Here is a 24,463-nt window from a genome sequence, read left to right on the forward strand (position 1 = left end):
GGGGCCCACGCGCGCCCGGCAGGGATCAGGGGGCGGTCTCGGCCCCCAGGATCGCGGCGAGCTGGCACGGCTCGGAGAACATCGGCCAGTGCCCGGTGTTCATCTCCACCAGCCGCCACCGCTTGCCGTCCAGGAGCGCGGCCACGTCGCTGTTCGGCTCCGGGCCGTCCAGAAGGCACTTGATGTACGTCGTCGGGAGGTCGGCGAGCGGGCGGGACAGCGCGGCGGGCTCGGTGAGCGAGGCAGCCGGATGCGGGGTCGCGCCCGCGACGAGCCGGGCGATCTGCTCGTCGGTCAGGCCCTGGCCCTCGAACTCCCCGGCGGCGGGCGGCGGCCAGAAGCCGTCCCCCTCGGCCAGGACCGCCTCGAATCTGGCCTGCCCCTCCCACCAGCCGGACGCGAACGACCCGCCCTCGACCGGCACTTCGGAGTCGACCAGGACCATACGGGCCAGCCGGTCGCCGATCCGCCCGGCGGCCTGGCCGACCGGAATCCCCGAGTAGCTGTGTCCGACCAGGACCACGTCCCGCAAATCGAGCCGCTCCACCTCGGCCACGATGTCCTCGACATGCGTCCGCTGCCCGGCGTCCGGCGCGGCGCCCCGCTTCTCGGCGAGCCCCGACAGCGTCAGCGGATGGACGCCGTGCCCGGCCGCCCGCAGCTCGGGCACCACCTCGTCCCACGCCCACGCGCCGAGCCACGCCCCCGCGACCAGTACGAATTCAGCCATGGCGGCAACGTATCCGAGGGGAACGACAATCCCGCCGAGGCCCGCACGCCGCCGCGCGACATCCGTGCGACAGCCGTGCGACAGCCCCCGGCAGACGGGCGGCACCCGCGCCAATCCGTACGCCGTACCGCGCCGAATACAGGGTGAGAGCCCCGACCGGAACAGCCCGGCACAGCCCGGAACAGCACAGCGGAGCCGCCGCCTCACCGGGCGGCACCGCGGAAAGCGAGCGCGTCCATGCCCTCCGTGACACCCACCGCGGCCGACCGGCTGCGCCCCCACCTGGACCAGGCGCTCGGCGGGGAACCGCCGCTGCGGGTGCGGCTGTGGGACGGGAGCGAGCTGGGCTCGGGCGACGGACCGCTGGTGGTCGTACGGCGGCGGCGGGCGCTGCGGCGGCTGGTCTGGCAGCCCGGCGAGCTGGGCCTCGCGGAGGCGTACGTGGCCGGGGAGATCGACGTCGAGGGCCATGTCGGGGAGGCGCTGCGCACGGTGTGGGCGGCCATCCGGCAGCAGAAGCTGCGGCCCGCCCGGCTGTCGGCGGCCGACCGGGCCCGCGCGCTGGCGGCGGCGGTACGGATCGGCGCGATCGGGCCGCGCCCCGCGCCGCCGGGGGCTCCGGCGCGGCTGAGCGGACGCCTGCACAGCAAGGACCGCGACCGGGCGGCGATCCACCACCACTACGACCTGTCGAACGACTTCTACGCGCTGCTGCTCGACGAGACGATGGCGTACTCCTGCGGTTGGTGGACCAGCGACGCCCCCGACTACACGTCCGCCGACGCGCAGCGCGACAAAATCGACCTGATCTGCACGCGGTTGGGGCTCGGGCCCGAGGCCCGGCTGCTCGACATCGGCTGCGGCTGGGGCTCGTTGACCCTGCACGCCGCCGAGCGGTACGGCGCCCGCGTCACCGCCGTCACCCTCGCGGCCGAGCAAGCGGCGTACGTACGACAGGAGGTGAAGGCGCGCGGGCTCAGCGACCTGGTCGACGTGGAGTGCCGCGACTACCGCGACATCCGGGGCGGCGGCTACGACGCCGTGGCCACCATCGAGATGGGCGAGCACGTCGGCGACGCCGAGTATCCGGCCTTCGCCGCGGCCCTGCACGACCGGCTCAGGCCGGGCGGCCGGGTGATGGTCCAGCAGATGTCACGCGGCCGGAACGCGCCGGGCGGCGGCGCCTTCATCGAGACCTACATCGCCGCCGACATGCACATGCGCCCGCTCGGCGAGACCGTCGGCCTGCTCGAACAGGCCGGTCTCGAAGTGCGGTCCGTCACCGCGATGCGGGAGCACTACGTCCGCACCATCCTGGCCTGGCACCGCACGCTGGAGGACCGCTGGGCCGAATTCGTCGCCCTCGTCGGCGAGGAGACCGCCCGCGTGTGGCGGCTCTACCTCATCGGCAGCGCCCTGTCCTTCGGAGAGAACCGCATGGGCGTCGACCAGATCCTCGCCTGCCGCCCGCCCGCGCCCGAGGACGCGGCCTGAACCGATCCCGGCGAACGCGGTCCCGAAACGTCTCCGGGAGCGTGTTCCTGAACGTATTCGGTGCACGGCGGGCCTCACCCATGCACTGGCGCACGGCCTGCGGACGGGCGAGGCGGACGGCGACCGCGACGGGAGTGCCGGTGTGGCGCCGCCTGTGGCGGCGGTGAACGGCGTCGGCAGCGCGTTCTGAGAGCGCGTACGAGGGCCCGCGTTCAAGAAACGTACGCGCCTCGGCGGCCCGAGGTCGTAGCCTCCGTTCATGGCCGAGATCTGGGATGAACAGGAGCTGATCGGCGAGGGATTCGAGCGGGTCTTTGCCGAATTGGACCGATACGACGCCCCGATTTTCGGCCTCGCCGAGGTCGAAGGGGAGCCGCACTACTTCCGGCTCGTGTACGAGGACACCTACGCCGTGTGGCCCGTCGGCGCCGCCCAACTCGCCCTGGAGCGCGAGCGGTGGGCCCTCTTCGCGGCCTGGCACGCCCGCTACGAGGCCGGTACGGCCGAGCCCGACACCCACCCCGGCACGGGCGGCGTCGACGCCCGTTACGACGAACTCACCGTGCTGCTCCTCCCCCACCGCGACACCCCCGCCGAGCCGCGCGTCCTGACCGCCCAGTGGCGCTCCACCCCCGGCCCCCGCTACCGCCCCGACGGCGTCGACTACCGCGTCAGATGGCGGCCCGCCGACTGAACCGGATACGGCGTCTCCCTGCTCTCCGTCCGCAACGCCCTGTGCCACTCCCCCATCTCCTCGGCCAACTGCCCGTGCCGGGCCAGCACCGGAGCCGGGACCTTCCCCGTATTGCGCTCCAGCCAGCGCACCAAGTGCGTACGGATGTAATCGCGGTCGTACGTGCGGTGCCGCTCGTAGAACTCGGCCTCCGCCGACGACAGTTCGAACCTGGTCGACACCGCCAGGCCGTAATCCGCGAAGTACAGGCGGTGGCCGTCGGTCAGGATATTCTCGAAGTGCGCGTCGAAATGCAGCAGTTCGCGGTCGTTCATGAAATCCGCGCCGTCCAGCAGCTCGCGCTCGATCCACTCGCAGACGCGTTCCGTCGTCGCCTCGTCGGCCTCCGCGAGACGGTTCCGCAGCCAATTCTGCAAATTCTGCGGGATGTACTCCATGAAGACCACCGCGCTCGCCGTCGCGTCCCGCACACCCTCGATGCGGCGCCTCATTCCGGGGCTGCCGCCCCAGTACGCCACCGCCGCCTCCACATCGGCCAGCTCCTTCGGCAGGGGCCTTCTCGTGCTCGGCAGCACCCGCCAGTAATACGTCATGGGGAAGCCGTCGTGCTCTCCCGCCAGGACCCAGTTCGTCGTCATGGCATGGACGGCCAGTTCGCGCCAGGCGCCGAAGCCGGGGGTGGCGATGCCGTAGTGGCAGAACGCCGGGAGGTCGAAGACGTTCGCCGTCGAGTGGGTGTTCTCCGGGCGCCTTTCGAGGTCGGTGAGGCGGATCTCCTTCACGAAGACGGGGGTTCCCGCGAGGAGCACCTTTGAGGTGTGTCCGCCGATGCCTTCTCCGAGGGGTTCACCCCTTTCCACGAGCTCGCGCAGTTCTGCGTCACTTCTCAGCGCCAGCTCTGTCGCCACTTGCCCGTAAACAGCCGTCCGCTTCTTCACGTCCTGTCCTTCCTCCGTCCTGTCTTTCCCACCCGCCCACCCGTGCGGGTGCTTTCTTCGTCTGCGGGTGCCGCTTGTGCCTGGTCGGTCCCGGCCCGGGGCACCTCCTCGGGCGACGAACGTGCACCCACTTCGAAAACGTCCAGCCCCTTTCCGTTCGTCCCCCTGCGGGGGCACCCCGCACCGACCCCTCCTCGCCCGTCGGCGTCCGCCTGTCCGCTGTGGCTGAGGAGGGAAGGGGTGGGAGGGCGTGCGGGACCTGCGCCACCCAACCCTCCGGCGGGGCGGACGAAAGGCGGTAAGTGTGAGCCCGGGACCCGAGTCACCTGACGTCCAGCCGGGGTGGGCGGATGGGGTAGGTGGGGGTGCGGGTGCTGGGGGGGTTGGCAGGGGCTTCGTTGGGCGCCTGGGGAAGGGCCCGGTCTTTCCGGAGCGGCCGGGAGGGGGCACCGGCGCAAGGCGGCCCGCCGAAAGAACCCCCTACCCTCCCCGGCAACCCCCACCAGGCAGGCGGACGCCGACGTACCGGGAGGGGACGGGCCGGGGTGCCCCCGCAGAAATGCGGTGACAAGAAGGGTGCCGAATAAGCAAAGGCCAGGTAGCCGCATTTCGAGGAGGTGCCCCGGACCGGCACCGACCAGGCACAAGCGGCACCCGCAGACGACAAAGCACCCGCACGGGTGGGCGGGCGGGAAAGACAAGACAACGAGCCCTAAACAGAGTCGCGTTGAATGAGCTCAGTGGCCAGAACGACATGGCGTCGCACCGAATCCCGCTCAGCGATCTCCTCAAGAAGCACCCGCGCCATCGTGCGCCCCATCTCCTCCGTCGGCTGCCGAACACTGGTGAGCGCCGGATCCATGTGGCGCGCGATGGCCGAGTCCTCGAAACCGACGAGCGCGACATCGGTCGGCACAATCCGCCCCGACTCGCGCAGCACCTGCCGCGCGCCGGCCGCCATGAGGTCGGAGGCGGCGAAAACGGCGTCGATGTCCGGCCGCCGCGCGAGCAGCTCGCGCATGGCCCGCCGCCCGCCCTCCTCGGTGAAGTCGCCCCGGGCGACGAGCTCCGAGTCCGAGGAGCCCCCCGAGGAACCCCCGGCGGAAACCCCCGCCGCCTCCACGGCCTGCCGATACCCGTCGAGGCGACAGCGGGCCACGTACATGTCCGGCGGCCCGGTGATCGTCGCGACGGCCCGCCGCCCGCGGGCGAAGAGGTGGGCGACGGCGGCACGCGCGCCGCCGACGTTGTCGGCGTCCACGTACGAGACGGATTCCAGGTCACTGCGCCGCCCGTTCAGAACGGCGGGCATGTCGAGCTGTTCGAGAAGGTCGGGCAGCGGATCGTCCTCGTGGACGGAGACCAGCAGGACGCCGTCCACGCGGTGCGCGGCCAGGTACTGGCCGAAACGGGCCCGCTCCTTGGGCGTACGGATCAGCGTGAGCAGGAGCTGCATGTCGGTGTCGGCCAGCTCCGCCCCGATCCCCCGGATGATGTCGGAGAAGTACGGCTCGGCGAAGAGCCGCGTCTCCGGCTCGGGGATGACCAGAGCGATCGCGTCGGTGCGATTTCCGGCCAGCGCGCGGGCCGCGCGGTTGGGCACGTACCCCAGTTCGGCGATGGCGGCCTCGACCGCGGCCTTCGCGCGGTCGCTGACCCGCGGCGACCCGTTGATGACGCGCGAGACCGTGCCGCGTCCCACCCCGGCGCGTACAGCCACCTCTTCCAGGGTGGGCCGTCCGCTGTGCCGCCCGTTCATGGCCACTTCCGCCTCCTGTGCTCCACTGTCGCGCCACCTTAGCGCCCGGCCCGCTCTGGACAGCAGGATCTCTTGAGAGCGCTCCCACGCTGTGTTCACCGTACCCGCCCCGCGGCGTCCGATCCGTTCAAGAAGTGACCATCGGTCCGGTCCGGACACGTTCCGGCAACGAAATCGACTTCACATCTTGACACTGACCCCTCCGAGGCCGGATTGTTCCGGCAAGCTTAGTGGGAGCGCTCCCACACCCTCACTCGCACCACCGCACGCCAGACCCACCCTGACAAGGAGAGTGGAATGCGCACTTCCGGCAGAACCCGCAAGGCCGCAGTCATCGCGGTCGCGGGTCTCGCGACCTGCGCGACCCTGATCACCGGATGCAGCAGCGACAGCAAGAGCAAGGACTCGGGCAACGGGAGCACCGCCTCCTCGACCGAGAAGATCACGCTGCACGTCGGTGACTTCGGATCGTTCGGCTACGACGACAAGACGGGCGCGGCCCTCTTCTCCGAGTACCACAAGCTGCACCCCAACATCACGATCGTCGAGGACAACGTCGCCGACGGGCAGCAGTACTGGGACGCCCTGAAGCTCCACCTCTCCCAGGGCAGCGGCCTCTCCGACATCCAGGCCATCGAGATCGGCTACATCGCCGAGGCCACCGGCCCGACGCTGGCGTCGAAGTTCGTGGACCTGGGCAAGGCCAAGGGCGTCAACGTCGGCGACTGGCTGGACTACAAGGAGAAGCAGGCCACCACCACCGACGGTTCGGTGATCGGCCTGGGCACCGACATCGGCCCGATGGCGGTCTGCTACCGCAAGGACCTCTTCAAGGCCGCGGGTCTGCCCGACAACCGCGAGGCGGTCGCGGCCAAGTGGGCCGGTGACTGGTCGAAGTTCCTGGCCGTCGGCAAGGAGTTCAAGGCGAATGCGCCCTCGGGTGTGGCCTTCACCGACTCCGGCAGCGGCCTGTTCAACGCGGTGGTCTCCAGCCAGACCACGCAGTACTCCGACGCGTCCGGCAAGCTGATCTACGACACCAGCCCCGGTGTGAAGACGGCGTGGGACCTGGCGACCGAGGCCGTCAAGGACGGACTGACCGACAAGCTGCGGCAGTTCGACGCCAACACCTGGAACGCGGCGTTCAAGAACTCCAAGTTCGCGACCGTGGCCTGCCCGAGCTGGATGATCGGCATCATCAAGGACTCGGCCGGCCCCGCCAACCAGGGCAAGTGGGACATCGCCGCGCCGCCGCAGGCCGGTAACTGGGGCGGTTCCTTCCTGTCGGTGCCCAAGGCCGGCAAGCACATAGCGGAGGCGACCGCGCTGGCCGCCTGGCTGACCGCGCCCGCCCAGCAGGCGAAGGTCTTCGCGAAGAACGGCAACATCCCGTCGACCAAGGCGGGTCTCGCCGACCCGGCCGTGCAGAACGCGACGAACCCGTACTTCGGTGACACCCCCGTCGGCAAGATCTACTCGGCCACCGCGGAGAGCATCCAGCCCGCGCCCATCGGCCAGTACGACGGTCAGGTGAAGACCTTCATCACCGACAACGGAATCCTCGACATGGAGCAGCACGGCACCTCGGCCGAAAAGGCGTGGTCGAACGTGAAGGCGCTGGTCAAGGACAAGATCGACCAGTAGCGCGGACGGGGCCGCCCGGCAGTGTCTCCCACCTGCCGGGCGGCCCGCACCTCGTCTCCCCGCACCTCGTACCGCCCCCGCAGCCGCGGCCAGACCACCCCGGACGACCGCGGCCCTCCTCCAGTCACCGCACAACCCTCGCCCGAACCCCTACGGGAAGGACGCCACTCGTGGCCACCTCCGTCAGGGCGACGTCCGACGGCAGTCCTCCGTCGTCCCGGCCCGCCGCCCCCCGCTCGCCCGGCAAGGGCGCCCACCGCCCCCCGGGCTGGCGTTCCAGGCTGTACCGGCTGGACACCAAGGCGTCGCCGTACGCGTACATCGCCCCGTTCTTCATCTGCTTCGCGGCCTTCGGCCTCTTTCCGCTGATCTACACCGGCTACCTTTCCTTCAACCAGGTGCAGCTCGGCGGCGACGCCAGTTGGGTCGGTTTCCGGAACTACACCCGCCTGTGGGACAGCGAGTTCTTCTGGAACGCGCTGCGCAACACCTTCTCGCTCGCGGTGATCTCGACCGTGCCGCAGCTCCTGATGGCGCTCGGCCTCGCGCACCTGCTGAACTTCAAGCTCAGGGCGCGCGGCTTCTTCCGGGTCGCGGTGCTCGCGCCGTACGCCACCTCGATCGCGGCGGCGTCGCTGGTCTTCGTCCAGCTCTTCAATCCCGACTACGGGATGGTCAACCAGATCCTCGCCCACTTCGGGGTGCACAACCTCGACTGGCAGTCGTCCAAGTGGCCCGCGCAGATCGCCATTTCGGCGATCGTCACCTGGCGCTGGACCGGCTACAACGCGCTGATCTACCTGGCCGCGATGCAGGCCGTGCCGTCCGACCTGTACGAGGCGGCGGCGCTCGACGGGGCCTCGCGCTGGCGGCAGTTCATCAGCGTCACGATCCCCTCGATCCGGCCGACGATTCTCTTCACCATCGTGGTCTCGACGATCGGCGCCACACAGCTCTTCGGTGAGCCGCTGATCTACGGCGGCGGAGTCGGCGTCAGCGGCGGCTCCGCGCATCAGTACCAGACGCTGAGCCTCTACATGTACGAGAAGGGCTGGGCGACCGGCGCGCTGGGCCAGGCCTCCGCCGTGGCCTGGGTGATGCTGCTGATCCTGCTGCTCATCGGCGCCGTCCAACTGTTGATCGTGCGGGCCAACCGCCGGAAGCTCGGGGGCTGACCTCATGGCACAGACAACCGAAACGCAAGCGTTCGGGGCCGCGCCGTCGCGGCGGTCGACCGCCGTACCGCCGCCCAAGCCCCCGCGTCGCCGGTTCCTGCGCAGGAGCGGGGCGGGCAAGCAGGAGCACGCGGGCCCGGTCGCGTACGTCATCCTCGTCGTCGCGGCGCTGATCTCGCTGTTCCCGCTGTACTGGACGGTGGTGGCGGCGTCGCGCACGGACGCCGAGATCGTCACGCCGCCGATGCCACTGCTGCCCGGCAGCCATCTGATCGACAACCTGCACATCGTGTGGGACCAGGTCGACATGGGCAAGGCCCTGATCAACTCCACGATCGTGGCGGGCTTCGTGTCGTTCAGCACGGTGATGTTCGCGACGCTCGCCGGATTCGCCTTCGCCAAGCTCCAGTTCCGCGGCCGTAACGCGCTGCTGATGCTGGTGGTCGCGACGATGACGATCCCGCCGCAGCTCAGCGTGATCCCGCTCTACCAGATCATCACCAACCTGGGCTGGGTCGGGCACATCCAGTCCGTCATCCTGCCGTCGCTGGTGGCCGCCTTCGGCGTGTTCTTCATGCGGCAGTTCCTGTCCGAGGCGCTGCCGATCGAACTGGTCGAGGCGGCGCGGGTGGACGGCGCGCACAGCCTGCGGATCATCTGGCACGTGGTGTTCCCGGTGGCGCGGCCCGCGATGGCCGTGCTGGGAATGCTGGTGTTCGTGCAGTCGTGGAACGACTTCTTCTGGCCGTTCATCGCGCTCAACCAGCAGAACCCGACGGTTCAGGTCGCGCTGGCCGGTCTGGGTTCCGGTGACCACACCATCGACCACTCGATCGTGGTGACGGGCGCGCTGGTCGCCACGCTGCCGCTGCTGCTGGTCTTCGCGGTCCTCGGCAAGCACATCGTCGGCGGCATCACGGCAGGTGCCGTCAAGAGCTGAACCCTTCGTGAACTCCCCCGTGCCTCCCCTGAACTCCCCCTGAGCAGCGTCCTGTTGGCCCCCTCCCCCGCTTACCCCTGATTCCCCTGGAGTCCCCCGTTATGACCGCTGTCCGCTCCGAGAGCGCCGAGAGCGCCAATGTCTCGGCCTCGCTCCGCTTTCCCCCCGGCTTCGTCTGGGGGGCGGCCACCGCCGCCTACCAGATCGAGGGCGCCGCGGCCGAGGACGGCCGCACCCCTTCGATCTGGGACACCTTCAGCCACACGCCCGGCCGCGTCCACAACGGGGACACGGGTGACATCGCGGCCGACCACTACCACCGCTTCCGCGACGACGTCGCGCTCATGTCCGACCTGGGCCTGGGCGCGTACCGGTTCTCCGTCTCCTGGTCGCGCGTGCAGCCGACCGGGCGCGGCCCGGCCGTCCAGCGCGGCCTCGACTTCTACCGCTCGCTCACCGACGAGCTGCTCGACCGCGGCATCACTCCGGTGGCCACCCTCTACCACTGGGACCTGCCGCAGGATCTGGAGGACGTCGGCGGCTGGACGGTACGCGACACCGCCGAGCGGTTCGCCGACTACGCGGCGCTGGTGGCCGGCGCGATCGGCGACCGGGTGCCGTACTGGACGACCCTCAACGAGCCCTGGTGCTCGGCCTTCCTCGGCTACGGCTCCGGCGTGCACGCGCCGGGCCGCACCGAGCCGGAGTCGGCGCTGCGGGCCGTCCACCACCTCAACCTCGCGCACGGCAAGGCGATCGGGGCCCTGCGCTCCGCGCTGCCCGCCGCCGCGCAGACCTCGATCACCCTCAATCTGCACCAGATCCGCCCGCTGACCACCTCGCCGGGCGACCTCGACGCGGCCCGCCGGATCGACGCGGTCGGCAACCGGGTCTTCCTCGGCCCGATCCTCGGCGGCGACTACCCGGCCGATCTCCTCGCGGACACCGCCCACTTGGTGGACTGGGAGTCGCTGGTACGGGAGGGCGACCTCGCGGAGATCTCCCGGCCGATCGACCTGCTGGGCATCAACTACTACACGCCGACGCTGGTTTCGGACGGCAAGCAGCGCGCCGACGGACCCGACGTGCCCCGCAACGACGGGCACGGCGCCAGCGACCACTCGCCGTGGCCCGGCTCCGAGCACGTCGCCTTCCACCTGCCGCCCGGCGAGACCACCGCGATGCGCTGGGCGGTGGACGCCACCGGTCTGTACGACCTGATCCACCGGGTGGCGCGCGAGCACCCGGGGCTGCCGATGATGGTCACCGAGAACGGCGCCGCCTACGACGACTACATCTCGCCCGAGGGCACGGTCAACGACCCGGAGCGGATCGCGTATCTGCGCAGCCACCTGGCGGCGATCCACCGCACGATCGCCGACGGCGTGGACGTACGCGGCTACTTCCTGTGGTCGCTGATGGACAACTTCGAGTGGGCGTACGGCTACAGCAAGCGTTTCGGCGCGGTCTACGTCGACTTCGGCACACAGCGCCGCATCCCCAAGCAGAGCGCCCACTGGTACGCGGCCGTCGCCCGCGAGAACGTCCTTCAGGGAGTCGCGGAGGAGGACGGGGCTTCCTGAGGGAACGGAAAAGGAGCGGTACGGACAGCTCGAGGGTGCTGTCCGTACCGCTCCGCGCTCCTCTCCCGTGGGGGTGGGAGAGGCACGGTTCAGGGGGCGTTCACAGGTGACGTGCCGTCAGCCGGTGTACGCGGCGAACGCCTTGGAGAAGGCGCCCGCGCTCTGCACGATCGAGCTGCACGAGGCGTCGGCCCAGCTCTGCGCGCCGCCCGCGCACTGCTTGTCGCGGGTCGCGGACCACATCGACAGCCACGCCAGGCCCTTGGACTTGGCGAAGGTCACCAACTGCGTGGTGTCCTCGACGGTGAAGATCTCGGTGGCGACGTCGTTGACGCCGATCATCGGCGTCACCGCGATCTTCTTCCACGCGGCGGCGTCGGAGATCCCGAGCACGCTCTTGACCTGCGCCTGCGTGGCGGTCGCGCCGTCGATCGCGTACTGGCCCATGTCGCCGCTGAACGAGGAACCGTAGTCCATCGCCATGATGTTGACGGCGTGGATGTCCACCCCGTTGCTCTTGGCGTTGCTCAGCAGATTGATGCCGTCCTGCGTGAGCCCGGTCGGCATCGCGGGCAGCGTGTACGAGACCTCAAGTCCGCTGTGGCTCTTCTGGAGTTGGGCGATGGCCTGCGCGCGGCGGGTGTTGGCCGCGGTGTCCGGCAGCGCGCCGCCCTCCACGTCGAAGTCGACCTTCGTGAGCTTGAACTGGTCGATGGCCTTGCCGTACGCCGCCGCCAGGTCCGACGCCGAGGAGCACGCCGAGGCCAGCTCCGTACCGTTGGCGCCGCCGAACGATACGCGGACGTCGCCGCCGGCCGCCCGCAGCGCGCCGATCTGCGCGGCCACCGCGTCACCGCCCAGGTCGGTGACGCCGCCCCACTTGGGGACGCAGCCGCCGCCGGACACGAGGAAGGCGAGGTTGAACTCCTTGACGCCGTTGGCCTTCGACGCGGCGACGAGGTCGTACGCCGGGTAGAGGGAGGTGTCGACGTAGGGGGCGAAGCCGCTGGACGCGGTGGTGCCGCCGCCGCCCGAGGTCGGGGTCGGGGTGGCGGTGGGCGTCGGGCTCTGGGTGGGGGTCTGCGTGGGCTTCTGCGTCGGGGTCGCCGTGGGGGTCGCGGTCTGCGTCGGGTGGCCCGTCGGGGTCTGCGTGGGGCCGTCGGAGACCGAGCACTTCGCGTTGTTGATCAGGCAGTTGACGGGGTCGCCCGCCGCGCCGGACGCGCTCGTCACGAAGCCGACGTCGACTTTGCCGCCGGGGGCGATCGTGCCGTTCCAGCTCTCCGCGGTGACGGTGACCGTCTGGCCCGACACCTGGTAACTGCCGTTCCACAGCGAGCTGATCTTCGTTCCCGCAGGCAGGTCGAACTTCAGCGTCCAGCCGGTGAGGGCGCTGCTCGCGGAGTTCGTGATCTCGTACTGGCCGGTGTAACCGCCGTCCCACCCGCTGGTCTTGGAGTACACCGCCCCGACCGACGCGGCACTCGCCGATCCCGCCAGTGCGAAGGCGCCTCCGGCTACGGCGGCGACGGCGGTGAGGCCGCCTATCAGTTGGACCTTCCGGCTGGGGCGACGGCGGTGCGTTGTTGCCATGTTCGAGCCTGCCTCTTGGGGGTTGGGGGGAGGGGGACGCGTTGGCACGCTAGCGCGCGGAGAGGGGACAAATTGGCTGGTCCGGGCTGCGGACGGGGTTCTTATGGCGCGCTTAAGGCGGCGCAAGGGAGCCGTTAAAGGTGGGGCCTCATCGCCGGCGGGGCTCGTCGCCCCCAGCCAGCGCGGGGAGGTGCCCCCACAGACGCCGGACGGGCTGAATCCTGGCTTCCGGCACACGCGCCGGGCGCGCTGCGCGCTCAGCGGTGGCGGTTGAGGGGGGTGCGGCGGTGGGTGGGGTGGGGGGTGGAGGTGTGGGGGGAGAGGGCGAGCCAGAGGCGGATCTCGGCGCCGCCGAGGACGCTGCGGCCGACGGCGAGGTCGCCGCCGGTGGATTCGGCGACGCGGCGGACGATGTCGAGACCGAGGCCGGTGGAACCCTGGCCGCCCGCGCCGTGGCCGCGGCGCAGGGCGGCGGCCGGGTCGGCGACGCCGGGTCCGGCGTCGGAGACGAGGACGATGACGGCGTCGTCGCCGCGGTGGACGTCGACGGCGAAGGCGGTGCCCTCCGGGGTGTGGCGGAAGACGTTGCCGAGCATGGCGTCGAGGGCGGCGGCCAGTTCGGCGCGGGCGACGGGGACCCGTACCGGCCGCTCGGCCCCCGCGGAGCGGACCTCGCGGCCCTCGTCCTCGGCGAGCGCGGACCAGAAGGCCATCCGTTCGCGGATGACCTCGGCGGCGTCGCACCCGGCGGCGCCGGTCGCGGTGTGGGCGCCGCGCTGTTCGCGGGCGGCGCGGATGATCTGGTCGACCTCGCGTTCGAGCTGGGCGACGGCCGCGCGGGTCTGGTCGGCGGCCGGACCCTCGCCGAGGGACGCGGTGTTGAGCCGCAGCACGGTGAGCGGGGTGCGCAGCCGGTGCGACAGGTCGGCCGCCAACTCCCTCTCGCTGGCCAGGAGTTCGACCACCTGGTCGGCCATGGCGTTGAACGCGGCGGCGGCGGACCGCAGTTCGCTGGGACCGGCCTCGGGAACCCGTACCGCCAGGTCGCCTTCGCCGAGGCGCTGCGCGGCGCCCGCGAGCCGGGCGGCGGGGCGGACCATGCGGGTGCCGAGCCGGTCGGCGATGGCGACCGAGCCGACGATCAGGCCGATTCCGACGGCGGCCAGCACCAGCCAGGCGGTGGGGACACCGCGGTTGATGTCGTCGTCGGGCACGAACACCTCAACGACCGCGACCGTCCCCGAGCTGACGGCGGTCGGCTGGAGCAGCGCGTATCCGCCGGGGACGCGTACGGTCGCGGCCTCGCCGTACGCCGAGGCGGTGTGCAGCGCGGCGTCGGTGGCGTGCGGGGTGCCGATGCCGACGGCCGGGGACTGCGCGGTGGCCGGTATGCGCAGCGCGATCCGGGACTCGGCGCCCGCCTGGGTGCTGGCGATGGCGCGTTCCAGCTCACCCCGGTCGGTGGTGATGGCCAGGGCGGGGCCGATCGCGGCGGCCTGGCGTTCGGCGTTGGTGAGCGCGCGGTCGCGGGCCAGTTCCTTGACGACCAGGCCGAGCGGTACGGCGAAGGCGATGACGACCATCGCCGTCACCGCCAGGCTCACCTTGATCAGCGCCCATCTCATGACGGCGGCACCGCGGGGGCGGCCGGTATCGCGGTGGGCGGCAGGGCGGCGGGCGGTTCGAGTTTGACGCCGACGCCGCGCAGGGTGTGCAGATAGCGCGGACTGGCCGCGGTCTCGCCGAGCTTGCGGCGCAGCCACGACAGGTGGACGTCGATGGTCTGGTCGTCGCCGTACGACTGCTGCCAGACCTCGGCGAGCAGTTCGCGGCGGGCGACGACGACGCCGGGCCGGGCGGCGAGGAAGGCCAGCAGGTCGAATTCGCGGCGGGTCAGGTCGAGGACGGCGCCGTCCAGGACCGCTTGGCGGCGGCGTACGTCGATGTGCAGGCCGCCGACGTGGATCAGGGCGTCCGCGGTGGGCGCGGCGGACCGGCTGCGGGCGCGCCGCAGGACGGCGGAGAGCCGCGCCGACAGGTGCTCGACGGAGAACGGCTTGATCAGGTAGTCGTCGGCCCCGGCGTTGAGCAGCCGTACGACCTCGGCCTCGTCGTCCCGCGCGGTCGCGATGATCACCGGTACGTCGCTGAGGCCGCGCAGCATCTTCAGCGCCTCGGACCCGTCGAGGTCGGGCAGGCCGAGGTCGAGGATGACCACGTCGAAGCCGACCTGCGCGACCTCCCGCAACGCCTCAAGAGCCGTCCCCACGCTGCGTACCGTGTGGGACGCCTCGGTGAGGTGCCGAATGAGGGCGGACCGCACGAACTGGTCGTCCTCGACCACGAGCACACTTGCCATGCGCCGCAACCTAGCCCATCCGGGGGACCGGGCACCGGCCCGCCCGACGATCCGAGGTGCGTACGGGGCGCGGACGGGGGTGCGTAAAGGGGCGCATCGGACGCGCGGCGGGGCGGGCGGTCTCGCGGACGGCGGCGCTTCGGCCAGCCGCTGGGCACGGTGCCGAATCCGGTGTTGAGCCGGGCGTTGAGCCGGACGCTGAGCCGGGCGTTCCGGTACGTGTTCCGGGCGGCGGGCGGGTGCGGCAGTATGGCGCGCGTGCACAGAGGACTGTTCCATGTCGGCGCCTGGGCGCTGGCGACCGCGGCGGCCGTGACCTTGTCGTGGTTCGGCGTGCACTCGGTGCTGCGTACGGCGTACGACCCGCCGCGCGCCCTGCCGATCTCGGACGGGGACCCGCCGGTCGTGTCCTCCACGCACCGCCCGAAGCCGACGCCGCCCGCGACGCCGACCGCCACGCACACCAGGGCGACGGCCCCGCCCCCGGTCACCGGCAAGGCCAAGGTGCCGCCGAAGACGCCGCCGGGCACGCCGAAGGCGACCGCCACGGCGAGCGGCGACACCGGCCATGTGCACAGCTACACCGTGGAGGGCGGCCGGGTCGCCCTCGACCTGGGCCCCGACTCGGCGTCGCTGGTCTCCGCGACGCCCAATCCGGGCTGGCAGATGCAGGTCTGGACGCAGGACGGCTGGCTGCGGGTGACCTTCACCGAGACCTCCGGCAGCGGCTCGTCCTCCGTCTTCTGCACCTGGAACGGCCACGCGCCGACGGTCCAGGCCTTCGAGGACTGATGCCCGGCCCGCCGCTACGGGGCAGGCCGCGGGCTTACGTGAAGACGCCGGGCGGTGGCGCCGGGGAGTCGGCGGCCGTGGCGTCCGTGACGACGGGCGCGCCGCCCGCGAAGTCCGCCAGCTCGCGGCCGTGTTCGACCCGGCCGGGGTGCGGGTCGGTGGCAACCCTGCGGGTCAGTTCGGCGACCGGCAGCGGGTGGTCGGCGGCGTAGAGGATGAGATTGCCGAATCTCTTGCCGCGCAGCACGGCGGGGTCCGCGGCCAGGCAGACCTCGGCGAAGGCGGCCCGTACGGTGGCGATCTGCGCGCGCAGGAAGTCCAGCCGCCCGCCGTCTGCGAGGTTGGCGGCGTAGTGCCCGTCGGGGCGCAGCACCCGGCGGACCTCGGTGAGGAATTCGGCGCTGGTGAGGTGGGCGGGGGTGCGGGCGCCGCCGAAGACGTCGGCGATGACCAGGTCGGCCCAGCCGTCGGGCAGTTTGGCCAGGCCCGCGCGGGCGTCGCCGCCGCGTACCTTGATCCGCCAGCCGCGGTCCCAGGGCAGTTCGGCCCGGACCAACTCGACCAGCGCGGTGTCCAGTTCCACGACCTGCTGGGTGGAGCGCGGGCGGGTGTGCGCGGTGTAGCGGGCCAGCGTCAGGGCACCCCCGCCCAGGTGCAGGACCTGCAACGGGCGGCCGGGCGGCGCGGCCAGGTCGATCAGGTGGCCGAGCCTGCGCTGGTAGGAGAAGTCCAGGTGCGCGGGGTCCGCGAGGTCCACATGCGACTGCGGGGCGCCGTCGATCAGCAGCGTCCAGCCGCCGAGGCGCGCCCGGTCGGGCACGAGCGCGGCGAGTCCGCCGCCCACCTGCGCCTCGACCGTGTCCGGGGTACGCGCCCTGCCGCCGCTCTGCCGCTTGCCTGCCATCCCCCGATTATCGGGGACGGCCGGCGGCCGGGCGGGTCAGGGGCGGGGAGGCCGGAGGGGCCGTGCGTGATCCGCTGGACAGGCCCTAGCGGTACCCCGGGGTCGCGTCCGCGGTCCGCAGGGCCGACTCGGCCGGGCGGTGGTAATCCGCGGAGGGGCAGAAGCCGTCGGCCAGCTCGATGGTGCGGGCCGCCATGCCGAGGGCCGCGCGCAGTACGGCCGGGTCGGTGACGACCGTGTCGGTGTGCGGCGGCACCAGCCAGCCGGTGTCCTCGACGGGCGGCTCGTCACCGATGACCAGACCGCGGCCGTCGGTGCTGGTACACGAGCTGCCGGGGACGTCCCAGCAGTCCGCGGTGCCGGGCGGGACGAGGAAGCCGAGGCTGTGCCCGGAGTTGTCGTGCAGTACGGGACCGACTCCGCTGCTCAGCCGCAGGATGTCGACCGCTTCCAGACCCTGCCTGGTCGGCACGGTGACCAGGTCGCACGGCGGCGGCAGTTGGCTGCTCTCCGTGCTCGGACCCGACGTGTGTGACCCGCTGGTGTCCAACAAGGCAACTCTCCTCACGCTCACGATGGGATCGGCACCACACCCGTATCAACGCGCCCCGGCGTCAACGGCTACGCGTGAATGACGCCGTAAGGGGTGGCGTTTCATGGCGGATAGCGCGTGAGATATCCGTTTTGTAGGCAAATTGAGTATTTCGCGGGCCCGATTCCCCGGTACGGTCGTCCCCGCCGCCGAGCGGCACCGTCCGTCCGGGAGTCCGTCATGACGTCGTTCCCCCTGCCCCCTCTCCCACGCACCACCGGGTCGTCCGCCGCCGCGTCCGCTTCCCCGTACACGCCCAACACCGCCTTCCGTCAGTTGCGCGGCGACCGGTCGCCGGGCGAATTCGCGGCGGCGGTACGGCGCGCCGCCCGCGAGATCGGCGAGCACGTGAGCTGCGACGCGCGGTACATCGGGCGGCTGGAGAGCGGGGAGATCCGCTGCCCCAACTACGCCTACCAGCGGGTCTTCCGCCATCTGTTCCCCGGCCTGACCTCGGCGGACATGGGCTTCGCACCCCGCCGGGCGGTACGGGGCCGCGCCCGCCGCTCCCCCGAGTCCGGCGCCGCCGCCGGTCCGCCCGCCCTCTCCGTCCTGCCCTCCCCCACCGGCCCTTCCGGCCCTTCCGGCCCTGCCGGCCCTTCCGGCCCCACGGCTTCCGCCGGCCTTCCCGATCCGACGTACGAGGAGAGCGACGTGCTGCGTCGCGCATTCATGACCGGCGGCTCCGCCGCCCTCGCCAGCACGCTGGTGCCCGCGCAGGGCGGCCGGGACCGAGGCCGTACGACCGGCCGCGCCGGTTCCTCCGAGGTACGCGCCGTCCACGAGTCCGTCCGGCAGATCCGGCTGCACGACGACCGGCACGGCGCCGACGGCCTCTACGACGACGCCGGGGACGCCCTGCGCACGGCCTACCGGCTCCTGGACGAGAGCAGCCACGGGCCCGCCGTCGCCGCCGGGCTCGCCTCCGGCGCCGGTGAACTGGCCATCTCCGTCGGCTGGTTGGCCCACGACTCCGGGCGGCTCACCGAGGCCCGCTCGTACTACGCCGAGGCGCTGGCCACCGCCCGGATGGCTGGGGACTCCGCCCTGGAGGCCCACGCCTTCTGCAACACCGCCTTCCTCGCCCGCGACGCCGGGCGCCCCCGCGAGGCCGTCCGCGCCGCCCAGGCCGCCCAGCTCCTCGCCCGCTTCTTCGGCTCCCCCCGGCTGCTCTCCCTGCTCGCCCTGCGCGAGGCCGGGGGGCGCGCCGGGCTCGGCGACCGGCGCGGCTGCGAACTCGCCCTCTCCCGCGCCCACTCCCTCTTCGCCTCCGGCCCGCGCGACGCCGACCCCGCCTGGATGACGTTCTTCGGCGAAGCCGAACTCTCCGGCCTCGCCGCCCAGGCATGGTCCGCCCTCGGCGCCCACTCCCGCGCCGCTGCCGCCGCCCGCGAGGCCGTGCGCCTCCAGGACCCGCACTTCACCCGGAACATCGCCCTGTACGAGGCCGAACTCGCCCTCAATCTGGCCGCGTCCGGCCAACCCGAGGAGGCCCAGGCGGCGCGCTCGCGCGCGCTGCGCCTCCTCGGACAGGTCCGCTCCTCCCGCATCCGCGCGATGCTGGTGGCGTAGCACGCGGCACCTCAGCGGACCCGGTCGTAGACGAGGGACAGCGTCCCGTGCTCGCCTGCCGCCCGCCTGGCCGCTAGCCCTCTTGCCCTTTGTCTTTGCCCGCCCGCCCACCCGTGCGGGTGCTTTGTCGTCTGCGGGTGCCGCTTGTGCCTGGTCGGTGCCGGTCCGGGGCACCTCCTCGAAATGCGGCTACCTGGTCTCCTGTATCCGGTGCCCTTCTTGTCACCGCATTTCTGCGGGGGCACCCCGGCCCGTCCCCTCCCGGTACGTCGGCGTCCGACGGTCCGGTGGGGGTTTCCGGGGAGGGGGATTCTCTCGGCGGGCCGCCCTGCGCCGGTGCCCCCTCCCAGCAAGCCGCAAGACCTCGGCCCTCCCCCAAGCACCCAACACCACCCCTGCCCACCCCGCCAGACCGTCGCCTCCCCCAGGCCCCGCCCCCCTCGCCCACCCCGCCGGACAGTCGGGCGCGCAGGACCCGGGCTCCCACCCACCCCCCTTCGCCCACCCCGCCGGAAGGTCGGGGCGCGCAGGGGCCGGGCTCCCACCCACCCCCTCCACCACCACCACAGCGGACCGTCAGCCGCCGACGTACCGGGAGGGGACGGGCCGGGGTGCCCCCGCAGAAATACGTTGACGGCCGGGTGCCGGATTCGCGAAGGCCAGGTGATACGGATTTCGAGGAGGTACCCCGGACCGGCACCGACCAGGCACAAGCGGCACCCGCAGACGAAGAAAACACCCGCACGGGTGGGCGGGCGGGAAAAGGAAGCAAGACACGAAGGGCGGAGGCGGGTTCGTTAGGGTGCGGGGAGGGGGTGAGGGGCGGTGGACGGTGGAACCGTCGCAGGAGTCGCCGCGTCAACCGCGGCGCTGCTGACGCTGCACCTGCTCGCCAGCCACCGCACCGCCGGCCTCGCCGCCGCCGCCGCGGCCGGCGCCGTCGCGATGGCCACCGCCACCGCCGCCGCGGCCGGCCTGAGGCCGTGGAACGTCGCGGGCACCGCCCTCGTGGCGGCGGGCGCCGCGGCCGTCGCGTGGGCCCTGGGCCGCTCGCGGAAACGCAGGCGCGCCGAGCGCTCGGCCCTGGCCGCGTACCGTACCGGCGCACCCCAGATCCCCCGCTTCGCGGCCCTCGCGGAACGCGACCGGCTCGCGGTCGAGTTGCACGACGTCGCCGCCCAGCGCCTGACGGCGATCGTGGTCTCCGCCGCGGCGGCGCAGCGCCTCGCCGACCCCGAGCGCACGGCGGCCGCGCTGCGCCACGCGGGCACCGCCGCCCGCCTGGCGATCGCGGAACTCGACGTCCTCACCGACCACGAGGACGAAAGAACGGCGGACCTCGACGCCGTCGCGGCCCTCGCCGCCGAGGCCGGCGCCCATTACGAGTGCACCGCCGCGGCGGTCCCCGCGCCGACCGCCGCCCTCGCGTACCGCGTCGTGCGCGAGGCCCTGACCAACGCGGCGCGCTACGCCCGCGGTTCGGCGATCCGTATCGCCGTCGAGGCCGCCCCCGGCGTGGTCACGGTCACGGTCGGCGACAGCGGCGGCACGGCGCTCGAACCCCGCCTCGGCACGGGCCACGGCCTGGCCGGTCTGCGGACGACCGTGGCCGCCGCCGGGGGCACGCTCCGTTACGGCCCGGACGGCCCCGGCTGGAGGGTGCGGGCCGAACTCCCGGTCGCACAAGCCGCGTCCGGCCGGACACCCGGCGGGACACCCGACCGCCGCCGCCCCCTGTGGCGGGGACCCACCGCGCTCGACTGGGCGCTGGTCGTCCTGGCCGTCGCGCTGTCGCTCGGCGCGAGCCTGCTCTCGGACGACGTGCCCGACTCGTTTCGCGGGCTGCTGCCGAGCGTGTCGGTGGTGGTCCTGTCCGGGCTGCACGCGGTGCCGTTGGGGTGGCGGTCGCGGGCGCCGGGGGCGGGGCTGGTGGCGGTGCTGTCGGCGCTGGTGCTGTGGTGGGGGTGCGACAGGGCCGGGTGGACCCGGCCGCCGGTCAGTGACATTTTCCTGGTCTATTGGTGGGTCGAGCTGACGTTCGTCTTCAGCGCGGGCGCGTATCTGGCGGTGCGGCGCGGGCTGATGGCGCCGGTGGCGGTGGCCGTGACCGGCGGTCTCGCGCTGGCCAGCGCGGACGGCATCACCGGCAGCAGGACGGCGGCCTGGGCGGCGCTGACCGGGCTGCTGGCGGTGCCGTCGTTCGCGCTGTGGTGGCTGGGTCTGGCCACCGCCAGGCGGCGGGAGCGGCGCGGGGCGGTGGCGGCGCGGGGGCGGGAACGGCTCGAACGGGACGCCGACGCCGCCGTACGCGACCAGCGCCGCCTGATCGCGGCGGGCCTGCTGCGTACCGCCCGGCAATACGCGGCGAATGTGGCGGACGCGGCCGACGCGGGACGGCTCGACACCGTTCTCGACGAGGCGCGCGCGGCCCTGGGCGCGCTCCGCGAACTCCTGCGTGACCTGCGCGGCCGGGACGGCGTGAGCACTCCGCCGCCCACGGTGGCGGGGATCGCCGCGCTGGCGGGCCGGTACGGCGCGACCGTCCGCTACCGGGGGCCGCACCGGGCGGTGACCGTCGTCGTGGGGGTGGCCGCGTACCGGGTCGCGGCGCTGCTGCTCGCCGAGGGCGTCACCCTCACCGTGCTGCGCCTGGACGCGGGTGTCGAACTCACCGCGCCGCCGCCCGGCGGCCCCGGCGCCCTGCGCCGGGTACGGGCGGTGGCCGACGCGGTGGGCGGTACGCTCACCAGGACCGACGACGACGCGGTGCGCGTGTGGCTGCCGGAGGTGTTCCCATCACGATCAGGGTGACGGTCGCCGACGACCAGGCGGTCGTACGCGCGGGCATCGCGGCGATCGTCGACGCGGAGCCCGGCCTGTCGGTCGTCGGCCAGGCCGACGACGGGGAGTCGGCGGTGGCGCTCGCCCTCGAACTGCGCCCGGACGTCGCGCTGATGGACATCAGGATGCCCGGCACCGGCGGTCTGGCCGCCACGGCCCGGATCGTCGCGGGCGCCCCCGCCACCCGTGTCATCGTGCTCACCAGCTTCGACCTCGACGAGTACGTGTTCGCCGCGCTGCGCGCCGGGGCTGTGGGCTTCCTGCTCAAGGACGCCGAGCCGGAACGGGTCGTGGACGCCGTACGGGTGGTGGCCGGCGGGGCCGCCCTGCTCGACCCCGCGGTGACCGGACGGCTGATCGAGCGGTACGCCGCCGGGCCCGTCCCCGCCGACCCGGCGCGGCTGGCGCGCCTCACCCCGCGCGAGACCGAGGTCCTGCGGCACGTGGCGCGCGGCCTGGCCAACGCCGAGATCGCCGCCGTCCTGGGCATCAGCCCGGCCACCGTCAAGGACCATGTCGCCGTGGTCCTCGGCAAGCTGGGCGTACGCGACCGGGTCCAGGCGACGATCGCCGCGTACGAGACGGGTCTGGTCCGCCCCGGAGCCGGCTGAGCCCGCAGCCCCCGTACGAGACAGGTCTGATCCGCCCAGCAGCCGGCTGAATCCGCCGCCCCGACCCCGTACGAGACAGATCTGACCCGCCCCGGAGCCGGCTGAATCCGCCGCCCCGACCCCGTACGAGACAGATCTGAGCCGCCGCGGCCGGTCGGGCCCCCCGCCGCGCGGCGGGGGTCGGGACCCCGCCGACCAGCGGATTTCGCCGGACGCCGGTCGTCCGGGCGCACGACGACCGGGTGACCCGCGCGTACCTAGCCTCGGCGGCATGGCACTGAGACTTCCCCCGCTTCCCCCGCTCGCCCGCCGCATATTCGGCGGCGTCCTCCTCGTCGTCACCGTGGCGCTGACGCCCGTCACCGCGACGGCCGGTTTCTTCGCGGCGGCGTTCGCGACCGCGAACGTCCCGCTGCTCGCCCTGTGCGGCCTGGTGGTCGCCGCGGGGACGGCCGCGGCGCTCGGCCGAGGGGCGTTCGCCCTGCTCGGCAAGGGCGGCCTGCGGGTGACCTGCGTCCTCACTGGCGTCCTGCTCCTCGGCGTCTGCGCGCTCGCCGCCGGTACGGTCTTCCGCCCGATGCCGACCTCCGCCTCGGCCCCGGTCCCGGCGGACGTCAGATTCTGGAATCTGCCGACCGGCTCACGGATCGCCTATGTGCACGCACCCGCCGTCGGCACTCCGAGGCCGACCCCGGTCGTGTTCCTGCACGGCGGCCCCGGCACCCCGTCGGAGGGCATCCCCACCGGCGGCCGGGAGTTGGCCGCGGACGGCTTCGATGTCTACGCGTACGACCAGGTGGGCGCCGGACGCTCCACCCGGCTCTCCGACGTCACCGGGTACACGGTGGCGCGCCAGGTCGCGGACCTCGACGCGATCCGCCGCACGATCGGGGCGGACCGGATCATCGTCGTCGGCCAGTCGTGGGGCGGTTCGCTGGCCGCCCAGTACCTGCTGGCGCACGGCACGCACGTCGCCAAGGCCGTGTTCACCTCGCCCGGCGCGCTGTGGGGCCACGAATTCCCCGGCTCCGCGGCGGGAGACCCCTGGGACCACCTGACACCGGCCCAGCGGGCGGCCCGTGACCGGCTGGACAGCAAGCCGCGGCTGATCGCCGCCAGTGTGCTGCTCCAGATCAACGCGCGCGCCGCGCACGCCCTGGTGGGCGACGGCGAACTCGACCACTGGATGCACGAGGTGGCCCTGCTCGGCAAGGACACCACCTCCTGCGCGGACGCCGCGGCCTCGGAGGCGCACGCCAACCCCCAGGGCTTCTACAGCAACCAGATGACCGTCAAGGACTTCGAGCAGCTCCCCGACCCGCGCCCGAGGCTGCGCGCGATCCACGTTCCGTCCCTGGTCATGCGGGGAAGCTGCGACTTCATCAAGCCCGCCGTGACCGAGGAGTACCGGCAGACCCTCCCGGACTCCCGCCTCGTGCGCGTCAAGGACGCGGGCCACGCCATCTCCCACGACCAGCCCGCCCTCTACACCGCCCTCCTGCGGTCCTTCCTCCTGGACCGCCCCCTGCCGACGCCCGCCTCCTGAGCCGAGGACGCGGAGGGGACGGTGCGGGGACGGCGCGGGGACGGTGCGGGGCGCGGTCAGGGCGCGGTCAGGGCCTCACGCCAAGTGACCGGTGTCGTTCCAGCGTTCGATCGCCGGGGCGCCGTAGGCCCACCCGAGGATGGACAGGGAGGCGGGGTCGAGGCGGAGGGCGCCGGCGAAGGACGGGGCGAGGTCGAGCCAGCGGGCCCCGAGGACGCGCAGGAAGTGCCCGTGGGCGAAGACGAGGACGTCGCGCTCGGCGGACCGCGCCCAGGAGACGACCTGGTCGGCGCGCGCGGCGACCTCGGCCAGCGCCTCGCCGCCCGGCACGCCGTCGCGCCAGATGGTGAAGCCGGGCCGCAGGTCCTGGAGCTGGGCGGGCGTCAGGCCCTCGTAGTCGCCGTAGTCCCACTCGACCAGCGCGTCCCACTCCTTGGCGGCGCCGCCGAAACCGGTGAGGTCACAGGTCTCGGCGGCCCGCAGCAGCGGACTCGTGCGGACCTCGACGTCGGGAAGTCCGTTCCAGGGCCCGCGCGCGAGCCGCTCCCCGAGGATCCGGGCGGTGCGCCGCCCCTCCTCGGTGAGGGGGATGTCGGTACGGCCGGTGTGCCGCCCGGACAGGGACCATTCCGTCTGGCCGTGTCTGACCAGAAGAATGCGCGGAGCCATGCGGCGGTGCCTTTCCTAGGAAACGGG

At 72.8% G+C, this 24,463-nt stretch carries 20 protein-coding genes; 11 read left to right on the top strand and 9 right to left on the bottom strand.

The window, feature by feature from the left end; translation table 11 throughout:
* Nucleotides 1–25 precede the first annotated feature (25 nt).
* The gene (locus ACFZAM_RS17570; RefSeq protein ID WP_391046972.1) at nucleotides 26–730 is read right to left on the bottom strand and encodes an alpha/beta fold hydrolase; all 705 of its coding nucleotides are present in this window, start codon (nucleotides 728–730) and stop codon (nucleotides 26–28) included.
* A 237-nt stretch (nucleotides 731–967) separates the two neighbouring features.
* Between ACFZAM_RS17570 and ACFZAM_RS17575 the strand changes: the two genes are divergently transcribed.
* Nucleotides 968–2,224 (top strand): class I SAM-dependent methyltransferase, encoded by a 1,257-nt coding sequence (locus ACFZAM_RS17575; RefSeq protein ID WP_391046975.1) that lies wholly within the window; start codon nucleotides 968–970, stop codon nucleotides 2,222–2,224.
* 259 nt (nucleotides 2,225–2,483) lie between these two features.
* Nucleotides 2,484–2,918: a hypothetical protein gene (locus ACFZAM_RS17580; protein WP_391046978.1), complete on the top strand. Its 435-nt coding sequence runs from the start codon at nucleotides 2,484–2,486 to the stop codon at nucleotides 2,916–2,918.
* On the opposite strand, the gene ACFZAM_RS17585 is transcribed toward ACFZAM_RS17580, so the two are convergent.
* Both ACFZAM_RS17585 and ACFZAM_RS17590 read right to left on the bottom strand, forming a co-directional pair.
* Entirely contained in the window at nucleotides 2,888–3,727 is an 840-nt protein-coding gene (locus tag ACFZAM_RS17585; RefSeq protein WP_391046980.1) for a protein kinase family protein, read from the bottom strand. The genes ACFZAM_RS17580 and ACFZAM_RS17585 overlap by 31 nt on opposite strands.
* 841 nt (nucleotides 3,728–4,568) lie before the next feature.
* Complete coding sequence (locus ACFZAM_RS17590) at nucleotides 4,569–5,615, bottom strand: substrate-binding domain-containing protein (protein WP_391047196.1); 1,047 nt, start codon at nucleotides 5,613–5,615, stop codon at nucleotides 4,569–4,571.
* 297 nt (nucleotides 5,616–5,912) lie between these two features.
* Here ACFZAM_RS17590 and ACFZAM_RS17595 point away from each other — a divergent pair, with 297 nt between their 5' ends.
* From ACFZAM_RS17595 to ACFZAM_RS17610, 4 genes are all read left to right on the top strand, one after another.
* The gene (locus ACFZAM_RS17595) at nucleotides 5,913–7,259 is read left to right on the top strand and encodes an extracellular solute-binding protein (RefSeq protein WP_391046983.1); all 1,347 of its coding nucleotides are present in this window, start codon (nucleotides 5,913–5,915) and stop codon (nucleotides 7,257–7,259) included.
* A 170-nt stretch (nucleotides 7,260–7,429) separates the two neighbouring features.
* Nucleotides 7,430–8,434, top strand: coding sequence for a sugar ABC transporter permease (locus ACFZAM_RS17600; RefSeq protein WP_355336942.1), 1,005 nt, complete (start codon nucleotides 7,430–7,432; stop codon nucleotides 8,432–8,434).
* Between the two features lie 4 nt (nucleotides 8,435–8,438).
* A complete protein-coding gene (locus ACFZAM_RS17605; protein WP_188280271.1) occupies nucleotides 8,439–9,374 on the top strand; it encodes a carbohydrate ABC transporter permease in 936 nt (311 codons plus the stop codon).
* Between the two features lie 101 nt (nucleotides 9,375–9,475).
* Complete coding sequence (locus ACFZAM_RS17610; RefSeq protein ID WP_355336938.1) at nucleotides 9,476–10,957, top strand: beta-glucosidase; 1,482 nt, start codon at nucleotides 9,476–9,478, stop codon at nucleotides 10,955–10,957.
* Nucleotides 10,958–11,074: 117 nt separating this feature from the next.
* Here the strand turns inward: ACFZAM_RS17610 and ACFZAM_RS17615 are convergent, their stop codons facing one another.
* The 3 genes from ACFZAM_RS17615 to ACFZAM_RS17625 all read right to left on the bottom strand — a co-directional run bounded on the left by ACFZAM_RS17615 (nucleotide 11,075) and on the right by ACFZAM_RS17625 (nucleotide 14,909).
* A complete protein-coding gene (locus tag ACFZAM_RS17615; RefSeq protein WP_391046989.1) occupies nucleotides 11,075–12,550 on the bottom strand; it encodes a cellulose binding domain-containing protein in 1,476 nt (491 codons plus the stop codon).
* Nucleotides 12,551–12,807: 257 nt separating this feature from the next.
* On the bottom strand, nucleotides 12,808–14,175 hold the full coding sequence (locus ACFZAM_RS17620; protein WP_391046991.1) for a HAMP domain-containing protein: 1,368 nt from the start codon (nucleotides 14,173–14,175) through the stop codon (nucleotides 12,808–12,810).
* Entirely contained in the window at nucleotides 14,172–14,909 is a 738-nt protein-coding gene (locus tag ACFZAM_RS17625) for a response regulator (protein WP_391046994.1), read from the bottom strand. Before ACFZAM_RS17625 ends, ACFZAM_RS17620 begins: the two co-directional genes overlap by 4 nt.
* 249 nt (nucleotides 14,910–15,158) lie before the next feature.
* On the opposite strand from ACFZAM_RS17625, the gene ACFZAM_RS17630 reads away from it, so the two are divergent.
* Nucleotides 15,159–15,701 carry a hypothetical protein gene (locus tag ACFZAM_RS17630; RefSeq protein WP_355336930.1) on the top strand — a complete coding sequence of 181 codons (543 nt, stop codon included), beginning with the start codon at nucleotides 15,159–15,161 and terminating at the stop codon, nucleotides 15,699–15,701.
* 34 nt (nucleotides 15,702–15,735) lie between these two features.
* On the opposite strand, the gene ACFZAM_RS17635 is transcribed toward ACFZAM_RS17630, so the two are convergent.
* Nucleotides 15,736–16,605, bottom strand: a complete 870-nt coding sequence (locus tag ACFZAM_RS17635; protein WP_391046998.1) for a fused MFS/spermidine synthase — start codon at nucleotides 16,603–16,605, stop codon at nucleotides 15,736–15,738.
* 85 nt (nucleotides 16,606–16,690) lie between these two features.
* Nucleotides 16,691–17,158 (bottom strand): hypothetical protein, encoded by a 468-nt coding sequence (locus ACFZAM_RS17640; RefSeq protein WP_391047000.1) that lies wholly within the window; start codon nucleotides 17,156–17,158, stop codon nucleotides 16,691–16,693.
* Between the two features lie 219 nt (nucleotides 17,159–17,377).
* Between ACFZAM_RS17640 and ACFZAM_RS17645 the strand changes: the two genes are divergently transcribed.
* From ACFZAM_RS17645 to ACFZAM_RS17660, 4 genes are all read left to right on the top strand, one after another.
* Nucleotides 17,378–18,769 carry a tetratricopeptide repeat protein gene (locus ACFZAM_RS17645; protein WP_391047002.1) on the top strand — a complete coding sequence of 464 codons (1,392 nt, stop codon included), beginning with the start codon at nucleotides 17,378–17,380 and terminating at the stop codon, nucleotides 18,767–18,769.
* A gap of 825 nt (nucleotides 18,770–19,594) precedes the next feature.
* Nucleotides 19,595–21,580, top strand: a complete 1,986-nt coding sequence (locus ACFZAM_RS17650; RefSeq protein ID WP_391047004.1) for an ATP-binding protein — start codon at nucleotides 19,595–19,597, stop codon at nucleotides 21,578–21,580.
* Nucleotides 21,577–22,221: a response regulator gene (locus ACFZAM_RS17655; RefSeq protein ID WP_391047006.1), complete on the top strand. Its 645-nt coding sequence runs from the start codon at nucleotides 21,577–21,579 to the stop codon at nucleotides 22,219–22,221. Before ACFZAM_RS17650 ends, ACFZAM_RS17655 begins: the two co-directional genes overlap by 4 nt.
* A gap of 271 nt (nucleotides 22,222–22,492) precedes the next feature.
* On the top strand, nucleotides 22,493–23,767 hold the full coding sequence (locus ACFZAM_RS17660) for an alpha/beta fold hydrolase (RefSeq protein WP_391047008.1): 1,275 nt from the start codon (nucleotides 22,493–22,495) through the stop codon (nucleotides 23,765–23,767).
* Nucleotides 23,768–23,842: 75 nt separating this feature from the next.
* On the opposite strand, the gene ACFZAM_RS17665 is transcribed toward ACFZAM_RS17660, so the two are convergent.
* The gene (locus ACFZAM_RS17665; protein WP_391047011.1) at nucleotides 23,843–24,436 is read right to left on the bottom strand and encodes a histidine phosphatase family protein; all 594 of its coding nucleotides are present in this window, start codon (nucleotides 24,434–24,436) and stop codon (nucleotides 23,843–23,845) included.
* Nucleotides 24,437–24,463: the final 27 nt, after the last annotated feature.

It is taken from the genome of Streptomyces sp. NPDC008079 (assembly GCF_042957385.1).
GTDB lineage: Bacteria > Actinomycetota > Actinomycetes > Streptomycetales > Streptomycetaceae > Actinacidiphila.

Excerpts from the sequence above, each read along its gene's own strand:
- ACFZAM_RS17570 (WP_391046972.1), bottom strand. The coding sequence starts at position 730 with ATGGCTGAATTCGTACTGGTCGCGGGGGCGTGGCTCGGCGCGTGGGCG.
- ACFZAM_RS17575 (WP_391046975.1), top strand. The coding sequence starts at position 968 with ATGCCCTCCGTGACACCCACCGCGGCCGACCGGCTGCGCCCCCACCTG.
- ACFZAM_RS17580 (WP_391046978.1), top strand. The coding sequence starts at position 2,484 with ATGGCCGAGATCTGGGATGAACAGGAGCTGATCGGCGAGGGATTCGAG.
- ACFZAM_RS17590 (WP_391047196.1), bottom strand. The coding sequence starts at position 5,615 with ATGAACGGGCGGCACAGCGGACGGCCCACCCTGGAAGAGGTGGCTGTA.
- ACFZAM_RS17595 (WP_391046983.1), top strand. The coding sequence starts at position 5,913 with ATGCGCACTTCCGGCAGAACCCGCAAGGCCGCAGTCATCGCGGTCGCG.
- ACFZAM_RS17605 (WP_188280271.1), top strand. The coding sequence starts at position 8,439 with ATGGCACAGACAACCGAAACGCAAGCGTTCGGGGCCGCGCCGTCGCGG.
- ACFZAM_RS17610 (WP_355336938.1), top strand. The coding sequence starts at position 9,476 with ATGACCGCTGTCCGCTCCGAGAGCGCCGAGAGCGCCAATGTCTCGGCC.
- ACFZAM_RS17615 (WP_391046989.1), bottom strand. The coding sequence starts at position 12,550 with ATGGCAACAACGCACCGCCGTCGCCCCAGCCGGAAGGTCCAACTGATA.
- ACFZAM_RS17620 (WP_391046991.1), bottom strand. The coding sequence starts at position 14,175 with ATGAGATGGGCGCTGATCAAGGTGAGCCTGGCGGTGACGGCGATGGTC.
- ACFZAM_RS17625 (WP_391046994.1), bottom strand. The coding sequence starts at position 14,909 with ATGGCAAGTGTGCTCGTGGTCGAGGACGACCAGTTCGTGCGGTCCGCC.
- ACFZAM_RS17630 (WP_355336930.1), top strand. The coding sequence starts at position 15,159 with ATGGCGCGCGTGCACAGAGGACTGTTCCATGTCGGCGCCTGGGCGCTG.
- ACFZAM_RS17635 (WP_391046998.1), bottom strand. The coding sequence starts at position 16,605 with ATGGCAGGCAAGCGGCAGAGCGGCGGCAGGGCGCGTACCCCGGACACG.
- ACFZAM_RS17645 (WP_391047002.1), top strand. The coding sequence starts at position 17,378 with ATGACGTCGTTCCCCCTGCCCCCTCTCCCACGCACCACCGGGTCGTCC.
- ACFZAM_RS17660 (WP_391047008.1), top strand. The coding sequence starts at position 22,493 with ATGGCACTGAGACTTCCCCCGCTTCCCCCGCTCGCCCGCCGCATATTC.
- ACFZAM_RS17665 (WP_391047011.1), bottom strand. The coding sequence starts at position 24,436 with ATGGCTCCGCGCATTCTTCTGGTCAGACACGGCCAGACGGAATGGTCC.